The organism is Nocardia sp. NPDC049220, from assembly GCF_040647855.1.
GTDB lineage: Bacteria > Actinomycetota > Actinomycetes > Mycobacteriales > Mycobacteriaceae > Nocardia.
In genome coordinates, this window is record NZ_JBEZDA010000002.1 from 475,038 (window position 1) to 494,419 (window position 19,382).

The window sequence follows — 19,382 nt, forward strand, 5'->3', positions numbered from 1 at the left end:
TTGACTTGAACCGCACTTCAAGTCACAGACTAACTCCCATGACAATCCATCACCTCAATTGCGGATCGGTACGGCAGATCGAGGCCACCTACGACGGACCGCTGCCTGCGCACGCTGTCAACCACTGCCTGCTGGTCGAGACCGAATCCGACGGATTGGTTCTGGTCGAGACCGGCATCGGGCTCGACGATGTCCGCGACCCGGCGGGAACCCTCGGTGCGGACTGGGTCGCGATGGCGCAGCCGGTCCTGTCCGAGGACGAGACCGCGATTCGGCAGGTGCAGCGGCTGGGCTACGACCCAGGCGACGTGCGGCACATCATCCTCACCCACCTCGACGTCGATCACTGCGGAGGGCTTCCCGACTTTCCGCAGGCGCGGGTCCACGTGCTCGCCGCCGAACTCGAGACCGCGCTCGCCGAATCCCCGAGTTTCCGCTACCGCCCCGCGCACTGGGCACACGACCCGCGGTGGGTGACCTATCCGGCGGGAGAGACCGGAAAGTGGTTCGGCTTCACCGCGATTCAACCGAAAGACCTGCCGGCCGACTTCCAACTGATTCCATTGGGTGGGCACACCGCGGGCCACACCGGCGTCGCCGTCCGCGAGGGGGAGCGTTGGCTGCTGCACTGTGGCGACGCCTACTACTACCACCGCGAACTCGATCCTGCTCCGCAACCGCACCCGGTTCTCGATATTGTGCAGACAACCTCCGAAGTGCACCACGACCTGCGGCTGGGCACTCAGGCGCGGCTGCGTGAACTCCATCGCGATCATGGCCACGAGGTCACCCTGATCAGCGCGCACGATCCGTGGGAATTCCGGCGCGCCGGATGAGTCCGCGGCCGAATCCGTTTCCCGGCGAGGGGCGCGGCCAGCGGGTTCGGCCGAATCAGTACTGCTGGTGACCACCCAACTGCTGGGCGATCACTCCTTGCAGTCGTTGCAGGCCGCCGACGGTGATGCCGCTGTGGATCTGTCCCTCGATGGTGCGCACCAGCATCGAGTCGCTGAGCACCTTCTCACTGGACTGGATCAGCACGGTGCCCGCGCCGGTGAAGTCGAATTGGCGCTCCTCGCCGGAGTTCACGCCGAAGTGCGCCGCACCCGCGGCGAGGAAACCGGAGACCCAACGCTGGTCGTAATGGTGGCTGGGGGCGGGGCAATCCGCCCAGCCGACCAGCGATTCCGGGTCCACCCGCAGCGGCGGCTCGGCGAAGATGACCGGCCCGTTGGACGAGGCGAGGAACTTGCCGGTGCCGATGAGGGTGAGGAATCCGGGCACGATCGATTGGTTCAGCGATAATCCGGGCTCGAATGCCAGCAGGTTCGCGGCTCGGATCGTCAGATTGCCGTTGTCCTCGAGGTCATAGGAATTGATGTCGTAACCGCGGTCGCCGATGATCAGTTTGCCGTGTCCTTCCGCGACGACGTAGTCGCTGGTGAACAGCGGCGCGGAGAACTGCTGCGACACCATGTTCAGCAGACCGCCCTGTAGCCCATGGGTGAGCAACTGGAACCGCATGTCGCCGTAGTAGGCGATCATCGCGCCCTTGCGCATGAACCACGGCTTGTTCAGGTCGATGCAATAGGCGTAGTTGTTCCCCGGAATATTGTCGCTGTCACCGAGATTGCTCGGGTTGAGGATCTGGCTCATGACTCCGCCTCGACAGCGCTCGGCGCCGGCCCGGCCCGGTGCGTCGTGTTGCTCACTTGCCCGCTTCGCTCACGCATGGCTCACAACTTCTCTTCGGATGCTTGGACGTAGACGACGCCCTGCCCGACGCAATGCAACTGCATCGCCTCGCCGGAACCGCGGCCGACCGCGTCGCGCCAGCTCAGCGCCGTCTTCAGCTCGGTCTGCACCGCGCCGTACGCGGCGACGAAGGCCTGCGGGTCGACCACGATCGGATTCGGGCCGCCCACCGGTAATTCGAGGAAACCACCGTGCGCGAGCAGCACCGCGGCGCCCTGCCCGGTCAGCTGTGTGGTGAACATGCCCTGGCCGGTCAGTGCGCCGCCCGCGGCGCCGCGCAGCGCACCCATCAGTCCGCCGCCGCCTCCGCTGCCCGAACTCACCACCGAGACAACCGAACTCTGCAACCCGGCGGTATTGGCCAGCAGTCGTGACGCCTCGACGCGCAGCGTCGCGCCCGGCTGTACCGGCACAATATGCACTTCCAAGCCCGCTAACCCGTAGTGCACCTCACCGTTGCCCTGGGCCAGCATGGTGCGCTCGTGCTCGCCGGCCATCGCGCGCCCGGCCATCCGCAGCAGCCCACCCATGCCGCCCATTGCATGGGCGCCCGGAATCTGGTGTGGGGCAAAGGAAACATCGCCGGTGTAGAACAGCATCGCGCCGCTGCGGGCGACCACGCCGCCCGCCGCTGCGATGTTGATCTTGACGACTTTGCCGTTGACCTTGTCGAACATCGCTCGCCCTATCGTTCCGCCGGCTGGATCAACACCACACCCTGACCGTCCCAGCGCAGCGAGAATGCCTCGCCCGCACCGTGGCCGATGGCAGTCCGCCAGGAGATATCGGTGATGAACGACTGGGTGAGATTGCCGCGGGCGGCCACGAATGCGTCCGGGTCGACCACCAACGGGTACTGCGGCGACACCTCCAAGTGGATCAGCGGTCCGCCCGCCGAGAGCAACGCGACCTGGCCCTGCCCGGAAACGGTCGTGGTGAACAGGCCCTGCCCGCTGGACGCGCCACGCAGGCCGGCGAAGCGCACATCGGTGCGCAGGTTTCCGGCGAAGGCCAGCAGTTGTTGCGATTCCACCTGGAGCGTCTCGTTGTTCAGGTCGACCACGGTGACATGCTGGGCGTTGACCGCGAAGAAGACCCTGCCGTGACCGGAACACTCCATCAGCGACAGCTTCTCACCGGTGGCCCGCTGCTTGAGACCCGCGAGCACCCCATCGCCCCCGCCGAAGCCGGCCGCCTTGAACTGCACGTTTCCTTCGTAGGCGATCATCGAACCGGAGATCGCGCGGAGGCTGGTCCCGGCAAGGTGCGCCTCGATCACCTTGCTCGATTGTTCGAACAGTTGCGCCATGCGGGTGTTTGCCTGCTGTCTCGATAGGGAATATGGGGGTGATCGCCATATTCCAGCTGCGTGCCGTCACCTTAACCGATGCTTCGGCGGGTATCGGGCGATCGCGGCTGTTTACTACGAGCGGCGGCGCGCGCGTTTCTCGTAGAGTGTCAGGCGAACGCACCGACAAGCTGAAGGGGCGAACTTGTCCGCAACACTCGCCAAGGGCCAGAATGGTCCGCTGGCTACGAACGACGTGGTGATCTCCGTCCAGTTGACGGCGCCCGCGGATCTGTCCGCGCTGCTGGTCACCGAGCGGGGCAAGGTCCGTTCCGACGCGGACTTCGTCTTCTTCAACCAGCCGACCGGCCCGGGTGTCAACTTGCAACCCGCACCCGCCGGCCAGCCGGCGTCGCTCGCGGTGTCGCTGAACGCGGTGCCCGCTGATATCGATCAGGTCCGCGCGGTGATCACGCTGGACGATGCGAGCAGCAACTTCGGCCGGTTCCCCGCTCCCACCGCGATTGTGTCGGACTCGAGCGGTAATCGGTTGTACGAGTACCAGATCGACGGGTTGAACGCGGAGTCGATCGTGATCGCGCTCGAGTTGTATCGGCGCCAGGGCGCGTGGAAGGTGCGCGCGGTCGGGCAGGGCTACGCGGGTGGGTTCGCCGCGCTGGTCACTGACCACGGCGTGACCGTCGACGACGCGCCCGCCCAGTCGGCGCAACCTGCGCAGGCGCCGCCACCGCAGCAGCAGGCGCCGGACTTCGTGCCGCCGACCACCCCGGCCCACCCGGCGCCTCAGCAGGCGCCGCAGTACGCACCGCCCGGTGGTTACCCGCCGCCGCCCGGCCCCGGTTACCCGCCGCCGCCCGGCCCCGGTTACCCGCCGCAGGGCGGTCCCGGTTACCCGCCGCAGGGCGGTCCGGGCTACCCGCCGCCGCCAGGCCCAGGAGCTGGTTACCCGCCCCCCGCACAGCCCGCGCAGCAGCCGCCTGCCGAGGTCAGTTTGAGCAAGGATCGTCCGGTCAGTCTGACCAAAGGCCAGCGGGTCACCCTCCGCAAGGAGGGCGCCGCGCTGACCTTCGTCAAGATGGGTCTCGGCTGGGACCCAGTGCGCAGCCGAGGCATGTTCGGCAACCGCACGGTCGACATCGACCTGGACGCGTCGGTCATTCTGTTCGCTGATACGAACCCGGTCGACGTCGCCTACTATGGCCAGCTGATCTCCAAGGACGGCTCGATCAGGCACCAGGGCGACAACCTGACCGGCGAGGGCGAGGGTGATGACGAGGTGATCCTGGTCGACCTGACGCGTATCCCGGCGCACGTGACCACGCTGGTGTTCATCGTGACCTCTTACAAGGGTCACACCTTCGAACAGGTGCAGAATGCGTTCTGCCGCTTGGTCGATGGTGTCAACAACAGCGAATTGGCCAGGTACACGTTGGCGGGCGGGATGCCGTTCACCGCGATGGCGATGGCCAAACTGTTCCGGGTTGGCAACGACTGGAAACTGCAAGCGCTCGGCGAGGGCTTCCCGGCCAAGCATCCCGGTGAGGCGGTGCCGCACCTCGGCCGGTTCCTCGTGAACGGTTGACCGGAGGCGGTGCGGACAACAGGGTAGGCAAGGTGATTCAGCTGAAGGCCGGTCAGAACATTCCGCTGACTGGTGATGTCGTTCGATTCGGCGCGAAAGCCGAGGCTGCTCTCGATGTCTGCGCGCTGGTGGTCGCCGAGAACCTGACGGTGTTCTCCAGCGAGGACGTCGTCTTCTACAACCAGCTCGCCACGGCGGGGGTCGTCTTGGCCGCCGACGAGGTCACGATCACTCTCGCCGAGGTGCGCGCCGACGCCAAGGCGGTGCTGCTGGTGGTGAGCGCCGACCTGATCGCTTTCCCGGACGCGGTAAGCCTCGGACCGATAACCGCGACGCTGTCCGAAGGCGACACTGTGACAGCCGAATTCGCGATCACCCCCACGGCGGGAGAGACGGCGCTGATCTGCCTGGAGGTGTACCGGCGCGGCGCCGGTTGGAAGCTGCGCGCCGTTGGTCAGGGTTACGCGGGCGGACTCGCCGTGCTGCTCGCGGCGCACGGCGTCGATCTCGACGACGAGCCGGCACAGTCCGATCCGTCGCCGAGCTCCGCCGCACGGTCCGGCCAAGGCGTACCCGCCGTCACTGGCCCGGTGTCGGGCGACGCGCCCACCGGCGCCGGTGCTTCGCTGGAGGTCGGACACGGGCTGGAACGGCTCTGGATGGTCTTCGAGGATGCCGCGCGGTCGGCCGCCGCGCTGGTCTCCGCTCGCGACTACGCGGCCGAGCGGCTGGACCACGAATTGTCACTGGCTGTTTCCGATCCCGTGACCAGGAATACTCCGGCCGCCGAGGAAGCCCGCCGGGTCGCGCAGCAGCGCAATGACGAACTGATCGCCACCGCCGAACACCGCCACCAGCGAGACACCGAGCAGCTGATGCGCGAACTCGCCGACGCTGACCAGGCACTTCCGCCCGCGCTGGCCTCCTGGGACTCTCCTGCCTGGGACAAGCCGGTCGTGCCGAGCGACGGCATCCGACTAGGCGAGCTCTACGCGATCGACCGGGGACCGCTGCGGATTCCGTATTGTGTTCCGGTGCCGCTGAATCGGCCGCTGTGGATCGATACGGAATCGACCCGCGCGGTCGCGCCCGTGGTCGGCGCGTTGCTCGCGCGGCTGCTCGCCGCGGCGCCGCAGCGCCAGGCGTTGGTCGACATCATCGATCTGACCGGCGCGTTCAGCGGGTTCACCGGTCTGCTCGCGCCGGTGCTGAACGGACCGCTGATCGCCGACCACGCTGATATCTCGGGGCGCCTGCAGGCCATGGTCGATGCCGCCGAACTCGCCGAACTGGCGTACACGAGTGGCGCTTTGCCAGCGCCGACCGAGCATCGGGTGCTGCTGGCCGCGGATTTCCCGCACGGCTACCAGACTTCGGACGCACAGCGGATCGGTGCGCTGATCATGCGCGGCGACCTGATCGGACTCTCCACGGTGATTGTCGGGACCAACGAATCCGACTCGGCCGATACGACGGTGGCGACGCTGTCGCAGTCGTGCCGGCATCTGCCCACCGACGGGGGGACACCGCTGTTCGATCCGTGGACCGGAAGTGCGTGGCAGCTGGATCTGGACCTGTTGCCGCAGGAGCCCGAGCGGCAGGCACGCTTCATGCGCACCCGATGAGACCTCAGCCGCGCGGGAGCGCCACCCGCGGTCGCAGCGGCTCGGGCAGCCACGGGAGCAGCGGATCCGACATGCGATCGACGATGCCGCCGACCGGGTCGTCGACGTAGTCGCGACGCACCAGATCCTCGTCCGGACGATAGATCTGGCGGACGATCACGGCGCACAGGGCCACCACCGCCAGGTCACGCAGCGCGACGGTGCCGGTGAACCACTGCTCGGGCACGCCCTTGCGGTCCAGGCCGAGGTAATAGAACATCCGCGGCACCCAGACCAGGGCATCAACGGTCATCCAGGCCAGCAGGATGCGCCGGTGCGGCAGCGCGAGGACGGCGATCGGGACGAGCCAGAGCGAATACTGTGGGCTCCACACCTTGTTCGTCAGCAGGAACGCCGCGATGACGAGGAAGCATAACTGCGCGAGCCGTGGTCGCTGCGGCGCGGTGAGGCCGATGTAGCCGATCAACGCGCAGGCCGCGACGAATGCCAGCAGCGAAACCGCGTTCAGAATGGCGGGCTGCTGCGCATAGTTGAGCGCGCCGTCGAAACCCGGCCAGCCGGTGAACGACGAAATCACGTTGTAGATCGAGTCCGGATCGGCGTGCCGGGTGGTGTTGAGCCGGAAGAACTCTTGCCACCCGTTCGGGTACAGCGCCGCGATCGGCAGGTTCACCGCCACCCAGGTGGCCAGCGCCGCGGACGCTGTGACGGTCGCGGCGCCGAGTGGGCGGGCACTGAGGAATTCTACGCGATAGGGGGTCTCGCGTACCCACGCCAGGAAAGTGGACCAGCTGTCGATGTCGCGTATCCGCAGGCCGAGGTGGTTGCGCGGGGTGCGCTGCATCGGGTCGGCGCGCAGGCACAGCACGACGATGGGACCGAGCAGCAGCAGCGGATACAGCTTGGCCGCGCCGCCCAGACCGAGCAGTAGTCCGGCGACCACAGGCTTGCGCCTGGCCCAGGCGAGCAGGCCGGTCGCGGCGAAAGCTGTTGCCAGGGCGTCGAAATTGGTGAACGCGTGCACGACCACCAGGGGCGAACAAGCGACCAGCGCCGCGTCCCAGACCCGGCGGCCAGCCAGCAGGGCGCAGGCCCAGACGGTAACCAGCCACGCCATCGCGAGGCCGAACGCGACGACATTGAAATACACGACCACCTGCAGCGCACCGGGCAGCGGCGAGATGGTCCAGCTCTTGGCGATCCGCATGGACACGTATTGGTACAGGCCGGAAAGCACGGGGTATTCCATGTACCGCGTCTGCGTGCCGCCGTCCGGGGACGACTCGATCCACTGCTTCTTGTACGGGAATGCGCCCTCGTTCAGCCGTTCCGCCCCATAGAGCGGGACGGTGTCCGAATAGCACATGGCCACGTACTGACGTCCGTTGTTCCAATCGAGGGTCAGACCACCGTCCGAGCCGGTCGTCTGCTGGATGCAGCCGGCCTTGCTGAACCAGCCGAGCGCGAGGAAAACCACCGCGAATGCCATCAACACCCGCATCGGCGTCCAGAACCGCACCCGCCCGATCAGCGCATGATCACCAACCGGCCCGCCGATGACCGTGGACAGCTGCGCGGTCAGCGAATCGTTGCGGCTCGGCCGGTCGCGCGCGTCCGCGGAACGCAGATCCGGCCCGAGCGGTGCGGGCGCGACGTAATACGTCCCGCCGGTCCCCGCTCTGGCGGACCGTGGCGCTGTCTCGTTCGCTCGCTGTTCCACCAGTTGCTGGTCGGTCACGGCTCCCGAGGCTACCGGCCTCGGGTCGGTGGGGCTCCGTTCGTCCCCTCGCCGTTGCCGTTTCCACTATTGCCCGGCCGCGGCGACCCGGTGGCCGAGGGGGACGAGCCGTCGGACGGTGCGACCGGCTGACCAGGAAGCGGCCCCCCTTCCGGCTGTTCGCGCTGCTGCTGTTGCTGCGGGCGCTGTTGCTGCGGGTTGGGCTGGACGCCGGGGACCGGGATGGTGATGCCGGGGAGAATCTCCACCTGGGTCGGTGCGATCACGACCGGGGGTATGAATGGCGACTCGACGGTGGACGGCGGGGTATAGGGCGCCGACCATTCGGGTACACCGGCCTGGCCCTTGATCGGCGCCGGTTTCGGGAAGGACTGGTTGGTGGTGCCCTGCAACGCACCGTCCATCGTGGCCTTCCAGATGTCCGATGGCAGACCCGAGCCGTAGATCATGCCGCCACCGTAGTTACGCAGCGGCGAGTTGTCGATGCTGCCCACCCACACCGCGGTCGACAGCGACGGGGTGTACCCGACCATCCAGGCGTCCTTGTTCTCGCCGGTTTCGCCGAGCTGCGCGGTACCGGTCTTGGCCGCGGACTCGCGACCGCCGGACAGGCCGTGGTTGCGTGACGAGGCCGCGATCGGCTTCATCGCCGCGGTGACGTTATCGGCCACCGCGGCCGACACGCGCTGTTCGCCCGCCACCTCGCCGCGGTCCATCAGAACCTGGCCGTCGGCGGTCACCACCTTCGTCACGAAGTGCGGCGCGTGGTACATGCCGGACGCCGCGAGGGTCGCGTAGGCGGAGGCCATGTCGAGCACACGCGACTGGTATTGGCCGAGCACGATGCCGTTGTTCGGACCGGAGCCATCCGGCTCGGTGAGCGTCTTGCCCACGCCCGGGATGGTGTCCGGAATGCCGAGCTTGTGCGCCATGGCGGCGATCTTCTGCGGGCCGTTCTGCATGTCCAGCTGCATGCGGTAGAAGCTGGTGTTCAGCGACCGCTTCAGCGCCTCGGCGATGGTGCACATACCGCACTGTTCGCCTTCGACGTTGGTGATCTTGATGCCGTTCACGGTGATCGGCGAACTGTCGTACATCTGGGACAGCGGGATGCCGAGTTCCAGGTTCTCGGCGAGGCCGAAGACCTTGAACGAGGAACCGGGCTGCAGACCCGCGTTGGCGAAGTCGTAGCCTTGGCCGTCGTTGCCGCCGTAGTAGGCGCGCACGGCACCGGTGCGCGGATCCACCGAGACGACGGCGCTGCGCAGCTGCTCCGGCTCGCCCTCCATAGTTTTGGTCGCGGCGTCCACTGCTGCCTGCTGGGCTTTCGCGTCGATCGTGGTGGTGATCTGTAGACCCGCGGTGTTCAGTTGCTGCTCGCTGATGCCCGCGGCCGCCAGTTCCTTGAGCACCTGGGTCTTGATCAGGCCTTCCGGCCCGGAGTCAAGACCCTTGTCCTTGGTCGAATTGCCCGGCACGACCTGAGGGAACTGCACACCTTGCCGTTCGGCCGGGGACAGGCTGCCACCGTCGACCATGCCGTCGAGCACGTAGCCCCAACGGGTCTTCGCACCCACCGGATTGGTCTCCGGATCCAGGCCGGACGGTTGCTGGATGGTGGCGGCGAGCATCGCGCCCTCGGCGAGGGTCAGCTCCTGCACCGGTTTGCCGTAGTAGGCCTTGGCGGCGGCATCGATGCCGTAGGCGCCGCGGCCGAAGTAGATGGTGTTCAGGTAGGCGGCGAGAATGTCGTCCTTGCTCCACTGTCGCGCCATCTTGGCGGCGATGACCAGTTCGTGCATCTTGCGGGAGAGCGAGTGCTCGTTACCGACCATCGCGTTCTTCACATACTGCTGGGTGATCGTCGAACCACCGCCCGCGCTCTCCTTGCCGAGGACGTTGTCCCTGGCGGCGCGGGCGAAACCGGAGATCGAGAAGCCGGGATTGGTGTAGAAATCCCGGTCCTCGGCCGCGATCACCGCGTTGCGCACATGCGGCGGGACCTGCTCGATGGTGACATCGGTCCGGTTGCCATCGGGCGGAACGACTTTGCTGATCACGGTGTCGCCGTCGGTCGCGAGAATGGTCGCGACCTGGTTCGTCTTGAGGTCACCGGGCTGGGGCACCGCAACCGTGGTGTACGCGGCCAGGAATACGCCACTCGGCACCAGGATGGCCAGCGCGAGAAAGACATAGATGGTGCGCCGGACGATGCGCCACGGCGACTTTCCTTTCTGTGCCGGCCGTCGCCTGCCCGGCCCGCCGGGTCCGTCGCCGCTACCGCCGCCCCGGCGTGTGGGCGGGCCGGATGGCGGGCCGCCCGCGGTTTGTCTGCGCTCACCGGTGGTGGGTCCGTTGCCCCCTGCGCGACGAGCTGTTCGGTCCGCGCCGGGCCGCGGGTCGGTGACCGGACGGGAGCCGGTGGCCGGACCGCGCCGGCTTCGCTCGGCCACCGCCTCGGTCAACGAGCCGGGGCGCTGAATCTTCTGGGTCGCCTGCGGTCCGGGCGCAGCACCGTTCGGCGCGCCTCGATTCGGCTGCGGCGGACGGCCCTGCTGCGGAGGCCCTGGACGGCGCGGCGGTTGCGCTCCGCGCGGGTCACCGGGGAACGGGCCGCCGGGACGCGGACCGGGCGGTGGCCCCGGACGAGCGCCGGGCGGTGGCCCGGGACGGGGATTTCGATACGGGTCGGGACCTGGTTGTGAACTCCGTTGAGTACGGCCGCCATGCGGTTCATCGCCGTAGGGGGAAGTCTCGTAGGGCGAATTCACGGACAAGATCTCCATAACTCGTAACGGTGCGGATGGCTAACGGTCGGATGCGTCGAATCGGACGCATACTCGCTCCGCGAGTCACCCGAAGGGTAGATGACCAGGCACTTCATTCGGCGGCGGTGCGCCGGTTCGCGCGTGTCCCAGTGCGCCGGCGCGGCGGTGCGGGCGTGGTGCCGAGCACGTAGGACTGCACTAGATGATTCCAGCTGCAAGTCCGGCACACCTCCACGACATGGACCGAGAACTCTTCGCGGGTCTCGGCGAGGCGGGCGAGTTCCTCGGGTGTGCGAGCCGATCCGGCTACCGGTCCGAGGCCGTCGCCGTAGACCCACGATACGAGCGTCAGCTGTTCTTTCCGGCAGATCGGGCACGTGACCTCGCTCCCCCGACCATGGAATTTCGCTGCCCGCAGGAGGTAGGTATTCGCATCACACACCTCGGCGACATCGACACGGCCCGCATAGACGTCAGCCAGCAGCGACCGACGCCGAAGGGCGTAGTCGACCACTTGCCGCTGGATTCGCACGAGAACCAGAGTAGCGGTGTCGAGATCGCCCCGCCCCGCGCTGTGCGGATTGGCGGGTCCCGATCCGGGCTGGAACCAGGGCATCCGCCGCAACTCGGACTGCGATCCGGCCGTTTCCACCGCTGGAGTTCAGGCGGACGCGACCATCTCACCTCGGTCTCGCCGCAGTGTCCAGCCCCCTGGATGTCGGCCACGTCGAGGACAGTTCGCCCGCATGAATACCACGAACGAACAGCGCTTAAACATGATCGGCGAACTGTGTCGGCGCAACGCCGTTCCGCAAACCCCGGCCTTCGCGCGCACGTTTGGCTGCCGATGATGTGAAAAGTGTTGCGACACGGCAGATCTGCCGGGCGTTACTCTGGTCACACTCGCGAGCGTCGGCGTGCGAAGCCTGGGCCGCCGCCCGGCTGCCGGTTGCCCCGCGGACAGTCCCCAGGTCGGTCGCGGGCTGTGCGTAGATGTATCGCTCCGATATAGTGAGAAGTCGCATCCATCGGTGGAATCCGCATCCAGTCAGGAGGTGAAGCCCGGTGCTCGAGCTGGCAATCCTCGGGCTGCTCCTCGAATCGCCCATGCATGGTTACGAGCTGCGCAAGCGGCTGACCGGCCTGCTCGGCGCATTTCGGGCCTTCTCCTACGGCTCGCTGTACCCGACACTGCGCCGCATGCAGGCGGACGGGCTGATCGCCGAGGAGATCCCCGCGGGTGCGGCCACCCGCCGTGCGCGCCGGGTTTATCAACTGACTCCGGTCGGGCGGGAACGGTTCAGCGAACTACTCGCCGACACCGGACCGCAGAACTACACCGACGACGGCTTCGGCGTTCACCTCGCTTTCTTCAGCCGCACTCCCGCGGAAGCGCGGATGCGGATTCTGGAAGGCAGGCGACGCCAGGTCGAGGAGCGCCGAGAGGGGCTTCGGGACGCGATCAAGAAGGCCAGTGGGTCTTTGGATCGCTACACCCGGCAGCTCCATCAACTCGGACTCGAATCAAGCGAGCGCGAAGTGCGCTGGCTCAACGAGTTGATTGCGGCGGAGCAATCGACGAAGGCGGCACCACAGAAAGAGGGAAATATCGGCCATGAGTGACGTCAATAAGGCTGACAATGCCACGGAAGTTCGCGTCGCCATCGTAGGTGTGGGCAACTGCGCCTCTTCGCTGGTCCAGGGCGTGCAGTACTACAAGGACGCGGACGAGTCCTCGACCGTTCCCGGTCTGATGCATGTGAAGTTCGGGCGGTACCACGTGCGCGACGTCAAGTTCGTCGCCGCGTTCGACGTGGACGCGAAGAAGGTCGGCTTCGACCTGGCCGAGGCGATCTTCGCCAGTGAGAACAACACGATCAAGATTTCCGACGTGCCGCCGAGCGACGTCGTCGTGCAGCGCGGCCCGACCCTGGACGGCATCGGCAAGTACTACGCCGAGACCATCGAGCTGTCCGAGGCGGAGCCCGTCGACGTGGTGCGGGTCCTGAAGGACAACAAGGTCGACGTGCTGGTGTCCTACCTGCCGGTCGGCTCGGAAGAAGCCGACAAGTTCTACGCTCAGTGCGCCATCGACGCGGGAGTCGCCTTCGTCAACGCCCTGCCGGTGTTCATCGCCTCCGACCCGGTCTGGGCGCAGAAGTTCACCGACGCCGGTGTCCCGATCGTCGGTGACGACATCAAGAGCCAGGTCGGTGCGACCATCACCCACCGTGTCATGGCGAAACTGTTCGAAGACCGCGGCGTGCAACTCGACCGCACCATGCAACTCAATGTCGGCGGCAATATGGACTTCAAGAACATGCTCGAGCGCGAGCGCTTGGAGTCGAAGAAGATCTCCAAGACCCAGGCGGTCACGAGCAACCTGAAGAAGGAACTCGGCGCCAACGATGTGCACATCGGCCCGTCCGACCATGTGGGCTGGCTGGATGACCGCAAGTGGGCCTACGTCCGGCTGGAGGGTCGCGCGTTCGGCGACGTGCCATTGAACCTGGAGTACAAGCTCGAGGTATGGGACTCGCCGAACTCGGCGGGCATCATCATCGATGCGGTGCGCGCGGCCAAGATCGCCAAGGATCGTGGCATCGGCGGCCCGGTCATCCCGGCGTCGGCCTATCTGATGAAGTCCCCGCCGCGGCAGTTGGCCGACGACATCGCCCGCACCCAGCTCGAGGCGTTCATCATCGGCGCGGAGTAATTCACCGCACTACGCGACACTGCGTCGGCCGGCGGCGAAACGCCTTCGGCCGACGCGGCGCGACTACAGGCCGCGGTAGCGGTCCTTGCGCCAGCCGACCTTCACCACGAGGATCACCAGCACGCCATTGTCCACTCGGTAGGCGACCCGATACCTACCGACCCGCAGGCGGTACAGGTCGTCGTGGCCGGACAACTTCCTCACGTCCAATCCGGGAGCATAGGGGTCGTCGCCGAGTGCCGTGAGCGCGGTGAGAATACGCATTGCGTCCTGGCGTTCGATCGCCTTTTGTTCGCGGCGCGCCGAGTCCAGGAAATGGAAACGGTATTTCACCGCGGGTCGTTTTCGAACAGATCGGCGAGCACCTCGGCCATGGTGAATGTCGGCTCTTGGGCTGCGAGCCTGGCCTCGGCTTCGCGCGCGAGCATTTCGTCCTCGGCTGCGTCGAACGCCGCCACCACCGACAACGGCACCAGGGCCGCGGCCGGCGCGCCATCTCGCAAAATGATCACCTGCTCGCCGGATTCGGCTTCGCGGATGTGGGCGGCGAGGTTGGCGCGCAACTCGCGGATACTGATCTCCGACACAACTGCAGTGTACACGCAATTGTGTACACTGCAGTTGGTGATTCAGTCCAGCGAGACGTATACCTCTACCGAGGCCGGCCCGGTGTAGCGCTCGAGTTCGGCCGTGTGCGAGCGGGTGATGGTTCCCGCGTTTTCGGCCTTCGAGACCTGGGCCCATGCGGTGCGCAACAGGTCATAGGGTTTATCCGCGACGACGAACTTGGCGTAGCGGCCCCGGGGGATGATGGTGAGCACGTCGCCCGCGTCCATCGCCGCCATGGTTGCCACCTCGTAGCCGAGCACCGCGACGGCATGGTCGTTCTGGCCGATGTAGGCCGCCACCCTCGGCACGGTCTTCTCCCGTGCCAGATACCGATCCCAGGTGAAGTTCACCAGGTCGAGGTCACGCGCGGTCACCTCGCGGCCGGCTAGCGGAACGGTGAGTCCCGCGACCATGCTCTGGTCCAATGTGACGATCTCGAAATCCACTGTCTGTTCCTACCCGTCGACCTGATCGTCTGCCAGTGCCACGAAAACTTCCACCGTGCGGGCGTCCGGATAGTGCTCCCAATCGCCGGTATAGGCGCGCACGAGCCGGCCCGCGGCCTCGGCATCCCAGACCGCCCGCCAGATACCCACAATGGTGTCGCCGATGTCGTCGCCGCTGGCGACGAACCGGGCGAACCGGCCGGCAGGTACCCGGGCGAGCACATCGCCGGGCAACAGGTCGGCCAGGCTGTGGCAGCGATAGCCGACGATATGGGTCAGGTATGAATTGATCTCCGGCGCATGGTCGACGTACGCCGAGGTCGGCGGTCCGGGCAGTTCGCGAGCCAGATTGCGCTTCCACGCCTCTTCGGCTTTCGCGCGCCGCGGCCCTTCGACCGCGAGCGCGGGGCTGCGAAGCACTGTCCCCGCCACCAGCGTCTCGGGTTGGTCAACGACATTGAAATCCACCGGCGTAGCCCCTATGTCTAGTCTTCCGTCGTCGCTCGAGCGCATATCCTTCCGCATCGTTCTCGCGGTACCGGTGTCGGCCCAGCTCCGACACACTCGCTGGTTCGCTCTCACTCTGGCAAACGATGCTGCCATGTCATCCGTTCCCCCGGGCCGGGGAAGGTCACAGCATCATCGCTATCCCGGCACGGGAATGCTCAGCCCGGGAAAAATTTCCACTTGTCTGGGCGGCTGCGTGGTCGGCGGGACGATGACGTCGGGTTCACGAGCGGGGCTCGGTGGCGGATCGAGAATGTCGTAGTTGCCGCCGGAGGGCTTGCTCTGCAGCATGTGGCCCTGGCCCGGCGCGCCGGGGAACTGCTCGACCGGAGTGCCGTCGAGCGCGTCGTCCATCACCTGCTTCCAGATGTCGGCAGGCAACCCGGAGCCGTAGATGTTGCCGCCGCGCGCGGTGCGGATCGGCTGCGACTGTTCGGTGCCGATCCACACCGCCGTGGACAGCGAGGGGGTGAAACCGATCATCCAGGCGTCCTTGTTCAGGTCGGACTCGCCGAGCTGCGTGGTGCCGGTCTTGGCCGCCGAAGGCCGGTTGCCTGCCAGCGCATGCTCATTGGAGTAGGCCGCGATCGGGGTCATCGCCTGGGTCGTCTTCTCCGCGATCGTTCGGGGGATGCGCTGCCGGCCCGGCGGCATCTGCTTGCCGACCTGCTCGCCAGGATTGCCACGGTCCAGCAACACCCGGCCCTCGGCGGTCACCACCCGCTGCACGAAGTATGGCTGGTGGTAGACGCCGGACGCGCCCACCGTGGCATAGGCCGACACCATATCGATGGGCCGGACCAGGTACTGACCGAGGACGATGCCGTTCAACGGCCTTCCGCCGTCCTCGGACAAGGTCTTTCCCGCGACGCCGGGGATCTCCTCCGGGATGCCCGCCGCGTGCGCCGCGTCCGCGATCGCCTCGGGTCCCTTGGACATCGACATGGTCAGTCGATAGAAGCTCGTGTTCAACGAGCGCTTCAGCGCCTCGGCCATGGTGCATTTGCCGCACGACTCGTCATCCACGTTGGTGATCCTGACCTCGCGGTCGGTCACCGGGGAACTGTCCAGCACACGGCTCAACGGAATGCCTTGCTGCTGCGCGGCGATCACCGCGAAGATCTTGAATGCCGACCCGGTCTGCAACGGCGCCTGGGCGAAGTCGTAGCCGAGGCCGTCGTAGCCGCCGAAATACGCGCGTACCGCGCCCGAGCGCGGGTCGATCGACACCACCGAGGCCCGCAACTCCTGCGGCTGGGTCGACAGCCGGTCGTGCACCGCGCCGAGCGCCGCCTGCTGCGTGCGCGGGTCGATGGTGCTGGTGATCTGCAATGCGCCGGTGTTCAATGCACGCTCGCTGATACCGGCCGCGCGCAACTCGCGCACCACCTGATTGCGGATCAGGCCCTCCGGACCGCGGGCCACGTTGTCGTCGGGGATCTCGCCGATCGGCAGGATCGACGGAAACATCGTGGCGTCGCGATCCCCCGGCGCGAGCACTCCCATCTCGACCATGCCGTTGAGCACATACGCCCAGCGCGCCTTCAGATCCGCCAGATGGGTTTCCGGGTCCAAGATCGATGGCGTCCTGATCAGCGCGGCAAGCACCGCGCCATCGGCGAGCGTCAATTGGTTCACCGGCTTGTCGAAATAAGCCCTTGCCGCCGCGGCGATTCCATAGGAGCCGCGGCCGTAATAGATGCTGTTGAGATAGGCGGCCAGAATGTCGTCCTTGTTCCACTGCCGAGCCATCTTCGCCGCGATGATCAGCTCGCGCATCTTGCGTGTCACCGTGCGCTCGGAGCCGAGGAAGGCATTCTTCACATACTGCTGGGTGATCGTGGAGCCGCCACCCGCGTCCTCGCGCCCCAGCACATTGTCGCGCACAGCACGCAGAAAGCCGGAGGACGAATAACCGGGATTGGTGTAGAAGTCCCGATCCTCGGCGGAGAGCACCGCATCGCGCACCGGCTCAGGCACCTCCGACAGCAGAACCGGAGTCCGATTGCCATCCGGCGGAACGACCTTCGCGATCACGGTGCTGCCGTCAGCGGCCAGGATGGTGGCGATCTGATTGGTCTTCACCGCCGCCGCGTCCGGGATCTCCGCGCTCCAATACGCGAGGACGGACAACAGCGCGGGCACCACACCGAAAAGAATGAACAGCGCTAGGAGCAGGCGCCGGAAGCGTTCGCCCCTGCCGCGCGGCGGGCGATCCGGATCAGGTGTCGGCCGCGACCCGGAAGGTCGCGTTTTCCAGCCGGCTGCCCGCTTCTCGCGTAATGCTCGCGTGTGCCGATCCGTCGGCGGCCGCTCGCTCCAGCCCGCGATCGACGCGTACGTCGGCGCGGTAGGAGTACTCCTGGTATCGCGTTTACGCTCGCGCGGTGTGCGGAACGAGCTCACGATCATCTCCTCCCGGAGCTTTGTTTATTGCCAGCGCCTGCGGCTGTGTTGGGTTGGCAGCGCCTGCGGCGCTGCGTGTTCGCGGCCTCTTGGTGGCTCGCGGTCCCAGCGGCCGAGACTTGCGCCTGCGGCGCGGGCGCTTCGGCCGCTGGGACGCGAGCCGGGCCGCGAACGGTGCTCGTAAGTCTCGCACTCGACGGGGCGAGGAGGGGGGTGATCAGGCGGTTTGTGGTTCGGGTTTTGCGGGGGGCTATGGATTCGGAGAAGCTGAACGGTCGTGATGGGCGAGTCGTCGTAGGGTTTCGATGTCGGTTCTGTCGTAGGAGGACGGCCGTCGGTGGTTCGATACCCGCGGGTATCGCGATAGGGGGTGTCGAGGTGTGGTTCGCAGTCGACGTGGCGCCATTCGAGGCCGAATTCGGGTAGGCAGTGACCGGGCTGGATTCGATGCGCTGATGGCGGAGGTCCGGCGCAACCGCGGTGTCGAGGAGGAACACATGCCTTTCTCCATTCCAGACTGACACCGAGGAGCCGATCACCGACGAACGCGCCGACCCACGACGCGCTGTGCCGTTCCAGATGCGCTTTCCCGGGGGCAGCGCGTGGTCATCGCCGAATACATCGGCATGCGGCGGCGGTGAGAGAGCCGCTTCGTCGACAGCGAACCTATGCGGAGATCAGCGGTCATACGGCATTCGCTCAGTTCAGATCGCCATGGTGGACTCGGTCACGCCAGCGTGGCATCACGGCGATGCTGGGACCAGCGTATTCCGGTAGGACTGTTCGCTTTTGAGCATGGGACAGCGGACGTCGCAACGGCGGCGGGCCAGGCAGGTGAGGGCTGCGGTGTGTTTCTTGCCCTCGGCTCGGGTCCGGCTGTCTGGCGGTCGATCTGTGGCGGGGCTTTCGTGCGCGGTTCTGCGGGCAAGCGGAGCTTGCGTGGATGCGGGCGGTGCCGTGTGTGGTGGTGCGAATTCCTGGCCGCGGGTGTGGCCGGGATCAGCTCTTCACGCCGCCCGCGGTGAGTCCGGAGATGATTCGTCGCTGGAAGAGCAGGACCATGATGACCAGCGGGATGGTGACCAGGGTGCCTGCTGCCATGATCGCGGCGTACGGGTGCACCAGCGGGTTGTTGCCGGAGAAGCGGGCGATCGCGACGGTGACCGGCTCGGTCTTGTCGCTGGAGAGCAGGCGAGCCAACAGGTATTCGTTGACTGCCGCGATGAATGCGAGGATCGCGGTGGTGAACACGGCGGGCGCGGCCAGTGGCAGCATGACCAAACGGAATGCCTGCATCTTGGTCGCGCCGTCGATCCGCGCCGCCTCCTCCAGTTCCCACGGCAGTTCGGCGAAAAAGGACGCGAGGATGTAGACCGTCATCGGCAGCACGAACGAGATGTTCGGGATGATCATCGCCTGGTATTCGCCGATCCAGCCCAGATTGGTGAACAGTTGGAACAGCGGCGTCACCAGCACGACGACCGGAAACATCGAAGCGCTGAGGATCAGACCGGACACCACGTATTTGCCTCGGAAGGTGAGCCGGGCCAGCGCGTACGCGGCGAACACGCCGATCACCAGCGCGATCACCGTGGTGACCGCGCCGATGAGCACGCTGTTCACCAGTGCCCTGCCGAAGTCGTTGCCGCGGCTGGTGTCGAACGCATTGCGGAAATTCTCCAGCGTGATGTGCGTCGGCCACGGCGTGTTGTCGAAGGTGTAGTCGGGGTCGCGCAGCGCGGTGACCGCCATCCAGTAGAACGGCGCGAGACCCCACACGAGCACGATGAGGGCGCCGAGATACAGCCGGATCGAGCCGAGCCGCTTGCTCCACGGGAACGATTGCACACGGGAGCTTTTCGTCGTCTGCACGGACATCAGCGCGCCTCCCCGGTCGTACGGGACATCCGGTCGAGCCGGA

The 19,382-nt window shown here is 66.6% G+C and carries 17 protein-coding genes and 1 pseudogene; 5 read left to right on the top strand and 13 right to left on the bottom strand.

Going from position 1 to position 19,382, the window contains the following annotated elements; all coding sequences use genetic code 11:
• Positions 1-38: 38 nt before the first annotated feature.
• Positions 39-836: an MBL fold metallo-hydrolase gene (locus tag AB0C34_RS09260; RefSeq protein WP_357069202.1), complete on the top strand. Its 798-nt coding sequence runs from the start codon at positions 39-41 to the stop codon at positions 834-836.
• A gap of 55 nt (positions 837-891) precedes the next feature.
• Here the strand turns inward: AB0C34_RS09260 and AB0C34_RS09265 are convergent, their stop codons facing one another.
• From AB0C34_RS09265 to AB0C34_RS09275, 3 genes are all read right to left on the bottom strand, one after another.
• Complete coding sequence (locus AB0C34_RS09265; protein ID WP_357069204.1) at positions 892-1,656, bottom strand: AIM24 family protein; 765 nt, start codon at positions 1,654-1,656, stop codon at positions 892-894.
• Positions 1,657-1,736: 80 nt separating this feature from the next.
• Complete coding sequence (locus AB0C34_RS09270; protein ID WP_357069206.1) at positions 1,737-2,432, bottom strand: AIM24 family protein; 696 nt, start codon at positions 2,430-2,432, stop codon at positions 1,737-1,739.
• A gap of 8 nt (positions 2,433-2,440) precedes the next feature.
• Positions 2,441-3,064, bottom strand: a complete 624-nt coding sequence (locus AB0C34_RS09275) for an AIM24 family protein (RefSeq protein WP_357069208.1) — start codon at positions 3,062-3,064, stop codon at positions 2,441-2,443.
• Between the two features lie 184 nt (positions 3,065-3,248).
• Here AB0C34_RS09275 and AB0C34_RS09280 point away from each other — a divergent pair, with 184 nt between their 5' ends.
• Positions 3,249-4,646 (top strand): TerD family protein, encoded by a 1,398-nt coding sequence (locus AB0C34_RS09280; protein WP_357069210.1) that lies wholly within the window; start codon positions 3,249-3,251, stop codon positions 4,644-4,646.
• Between the two features lie 32 nt (positions 4,647-4,678).
• Positions 4,679-6,271 (top strand): TerD family protein, encoded by a 1,593-nt coding sequence (locus tag AB0C34_RS09285; protein WP_357069212.1) that lies wholly within the window; start codon positions 4,679-4,681, stop codon positions 6,269-6,271.
• A 4-nt stretch (positions 6,272-6,275) separates the two neighbouring features.
• Here the strand turns inward: AB0C34_RS09285 and AB0C34_RS09290 are convergent, their stop codons facing one another.
• The 3 genes from AB0C34_RS09290 to AB0C34_RS09300 all read right to left on the bottom strand — a co-directional run bounded on the left by AB0C34_RS09290 (position 6,276) and on the right by AB0C34_RS09300 (position 11,309).
• Positions 6,276-7,898 carry a glycosyltransferase 87 family protein gene (locus AB0C34_RS09290; RefSeq protein ID WP_357070093.1) on the bottom strand — a complete coding sequence of 541 codons (1,623 nt, stop codon included), beginning with the start codon at positions 7,896-7,898 and terminating at the stop codon, positions 6,276-6,278.
• Positions 7,899-8,020: 122 nt separating this feature from the next.
• Entirely contained in the window at positions 8,021-10,222 is a 2,202-nt protein-coding gene (locus AB0C34_RS09295; RefSeq protein ID WP_357070095.1) for a transglycosylase domain-containing protein, read from the bottom strand.
• 667 nt (positions 10,223-10,889) lie between these two features.
• Positions 10,890-11,309: a DUF5318 domain-containing protein gene (locus AB0C34_RS09300; protein WP_357069214.1), complete on the bottom strand. Its 420-nt coding sequence runs from the start codon at positions 11,307-11,309 to the stop codon at positions 10,890-10,892.
• 533 nt (positions 11,310-11,842) lie between these two features.
• Between AB0C34_RS09300 and AB0C34_RS09305 the strand changes: the two genes are divergently transcribed.
• Positions 11,843-12,400: a PadR family transcriptional regulator gene (locus AB0C34_RS09305; RefSeq protein WP_357069216.1), complete on the top strand. Its 558-nt coding sequence runs from the start codon at positions 11,843-11,845 to the stop codon at positions 12,398-12,400.
• Entirely contained in the window at positions 12,393-13,493 is a 1,101-nt protein-coding gene (locus AB0C34_RS09310) for an inositol-3-phosphate synthase (protein ID WP_357069218.1), read from the top strand. Before AB0C34_RS09305 ends, AB0C34_RS09310 begins: the two co-directional genes overlap by 8 nt.
• Before the next feature lie 63 nt (positions 13,494-13,556).
• On the opposite strand, the gene AB0C34_RS09315 is transcribed toward AB0C34_RS09310, so the two are convergent.
• The 7 genes and pseudogenes from AB0C34_RS09315 to AB0C34_RS09345 form a co-directional block, all read right to left on the bottom strand.
• Positions 13,557-13,826, bottom strand: coding sequence for a type II toxin-antitoxin system RelE/ParE family toxin (locus AB0C34_RS09315; protein ID WP_357069220.1), 270 nt, complete (start codon positions 13,824-13,826; stop codon positions 13,557-13,559).
• On the bottom strand, positions 13,823-14,080 hold the full coding sequence (locus AB0C34_RS09320; RefSeq protein ID WP_357069222.1) for a type II toxin-antitoxin system prevent-host-death family antitoxin: 258 nt from the start codon (positions 14,078-14,080) through the stop codon (positions 13,823-13,825). The genes AB0C34_RS09315 and AB0C34_RS09320 overlap by 4 nt, the downstream gene beginning before the upstream one ends.
• 42 nt (positions 14,081-14,122) lie before the next feature.
• Complete coding sequence (locus AB0C34_RS09325; protein WP_357069224.1) at positions 14,123-14,548, bottom strand: GyrI-like domain-containing protein; 426 nt, start codon at positions 14,546-14,548, stop codon at positions 14,123-14,125.
• A gap of 9 nt (positions 14,549-14,557) precedes the next feature.
• Positions 14,558-15,016: an effector binding domain-containing protein gene (locus AB0C34_RS09330; protein ID WP_357069226.1), complete on the bottom strand. Its 459-nt coding sequence runs from the start codon at positions 15,014-15,016 to the stop codon at positions 14,558-14,560.
• Between the two features lie 177 nt (positions 15,017-15,193).
• On the bottom strand, positions 15,194-17,467 hold the full coding sequence (locus tag AB0C34_RS09335) for a transglycosylase domain-containing protein (RefSeq protein WP_357069228.1): 2,274 nt from the start codon (positions 17,465-17,467) through the stop codon (positions 15,194-15,196).
• A 737-nt stretch (positions 17,468-18,204) separates the two neighbouring features.
• Positions 18,205-18,336 (bottom strand): annotated as a pseudogene (locus tag AB0C34_RS09340) (IS110 family transposase); the annotation flags it as partial.
• Positions 18,337-18,460: 124 nt separating this feature from the next.
• Positions 18,461-19,339: a carbohydrate ABC transporter permease gene (locus tag AB0C34_RS09345; RefSeq protein WP_357069230.1), complete on the bottom strand. Its 879-nt coding sequence runs from the start codon at positions 19,337-19,339 to the stop codon at positions 18,461-18,463.
• Positions 19,340-19,382: the final 43 nt, after the last annotated feature.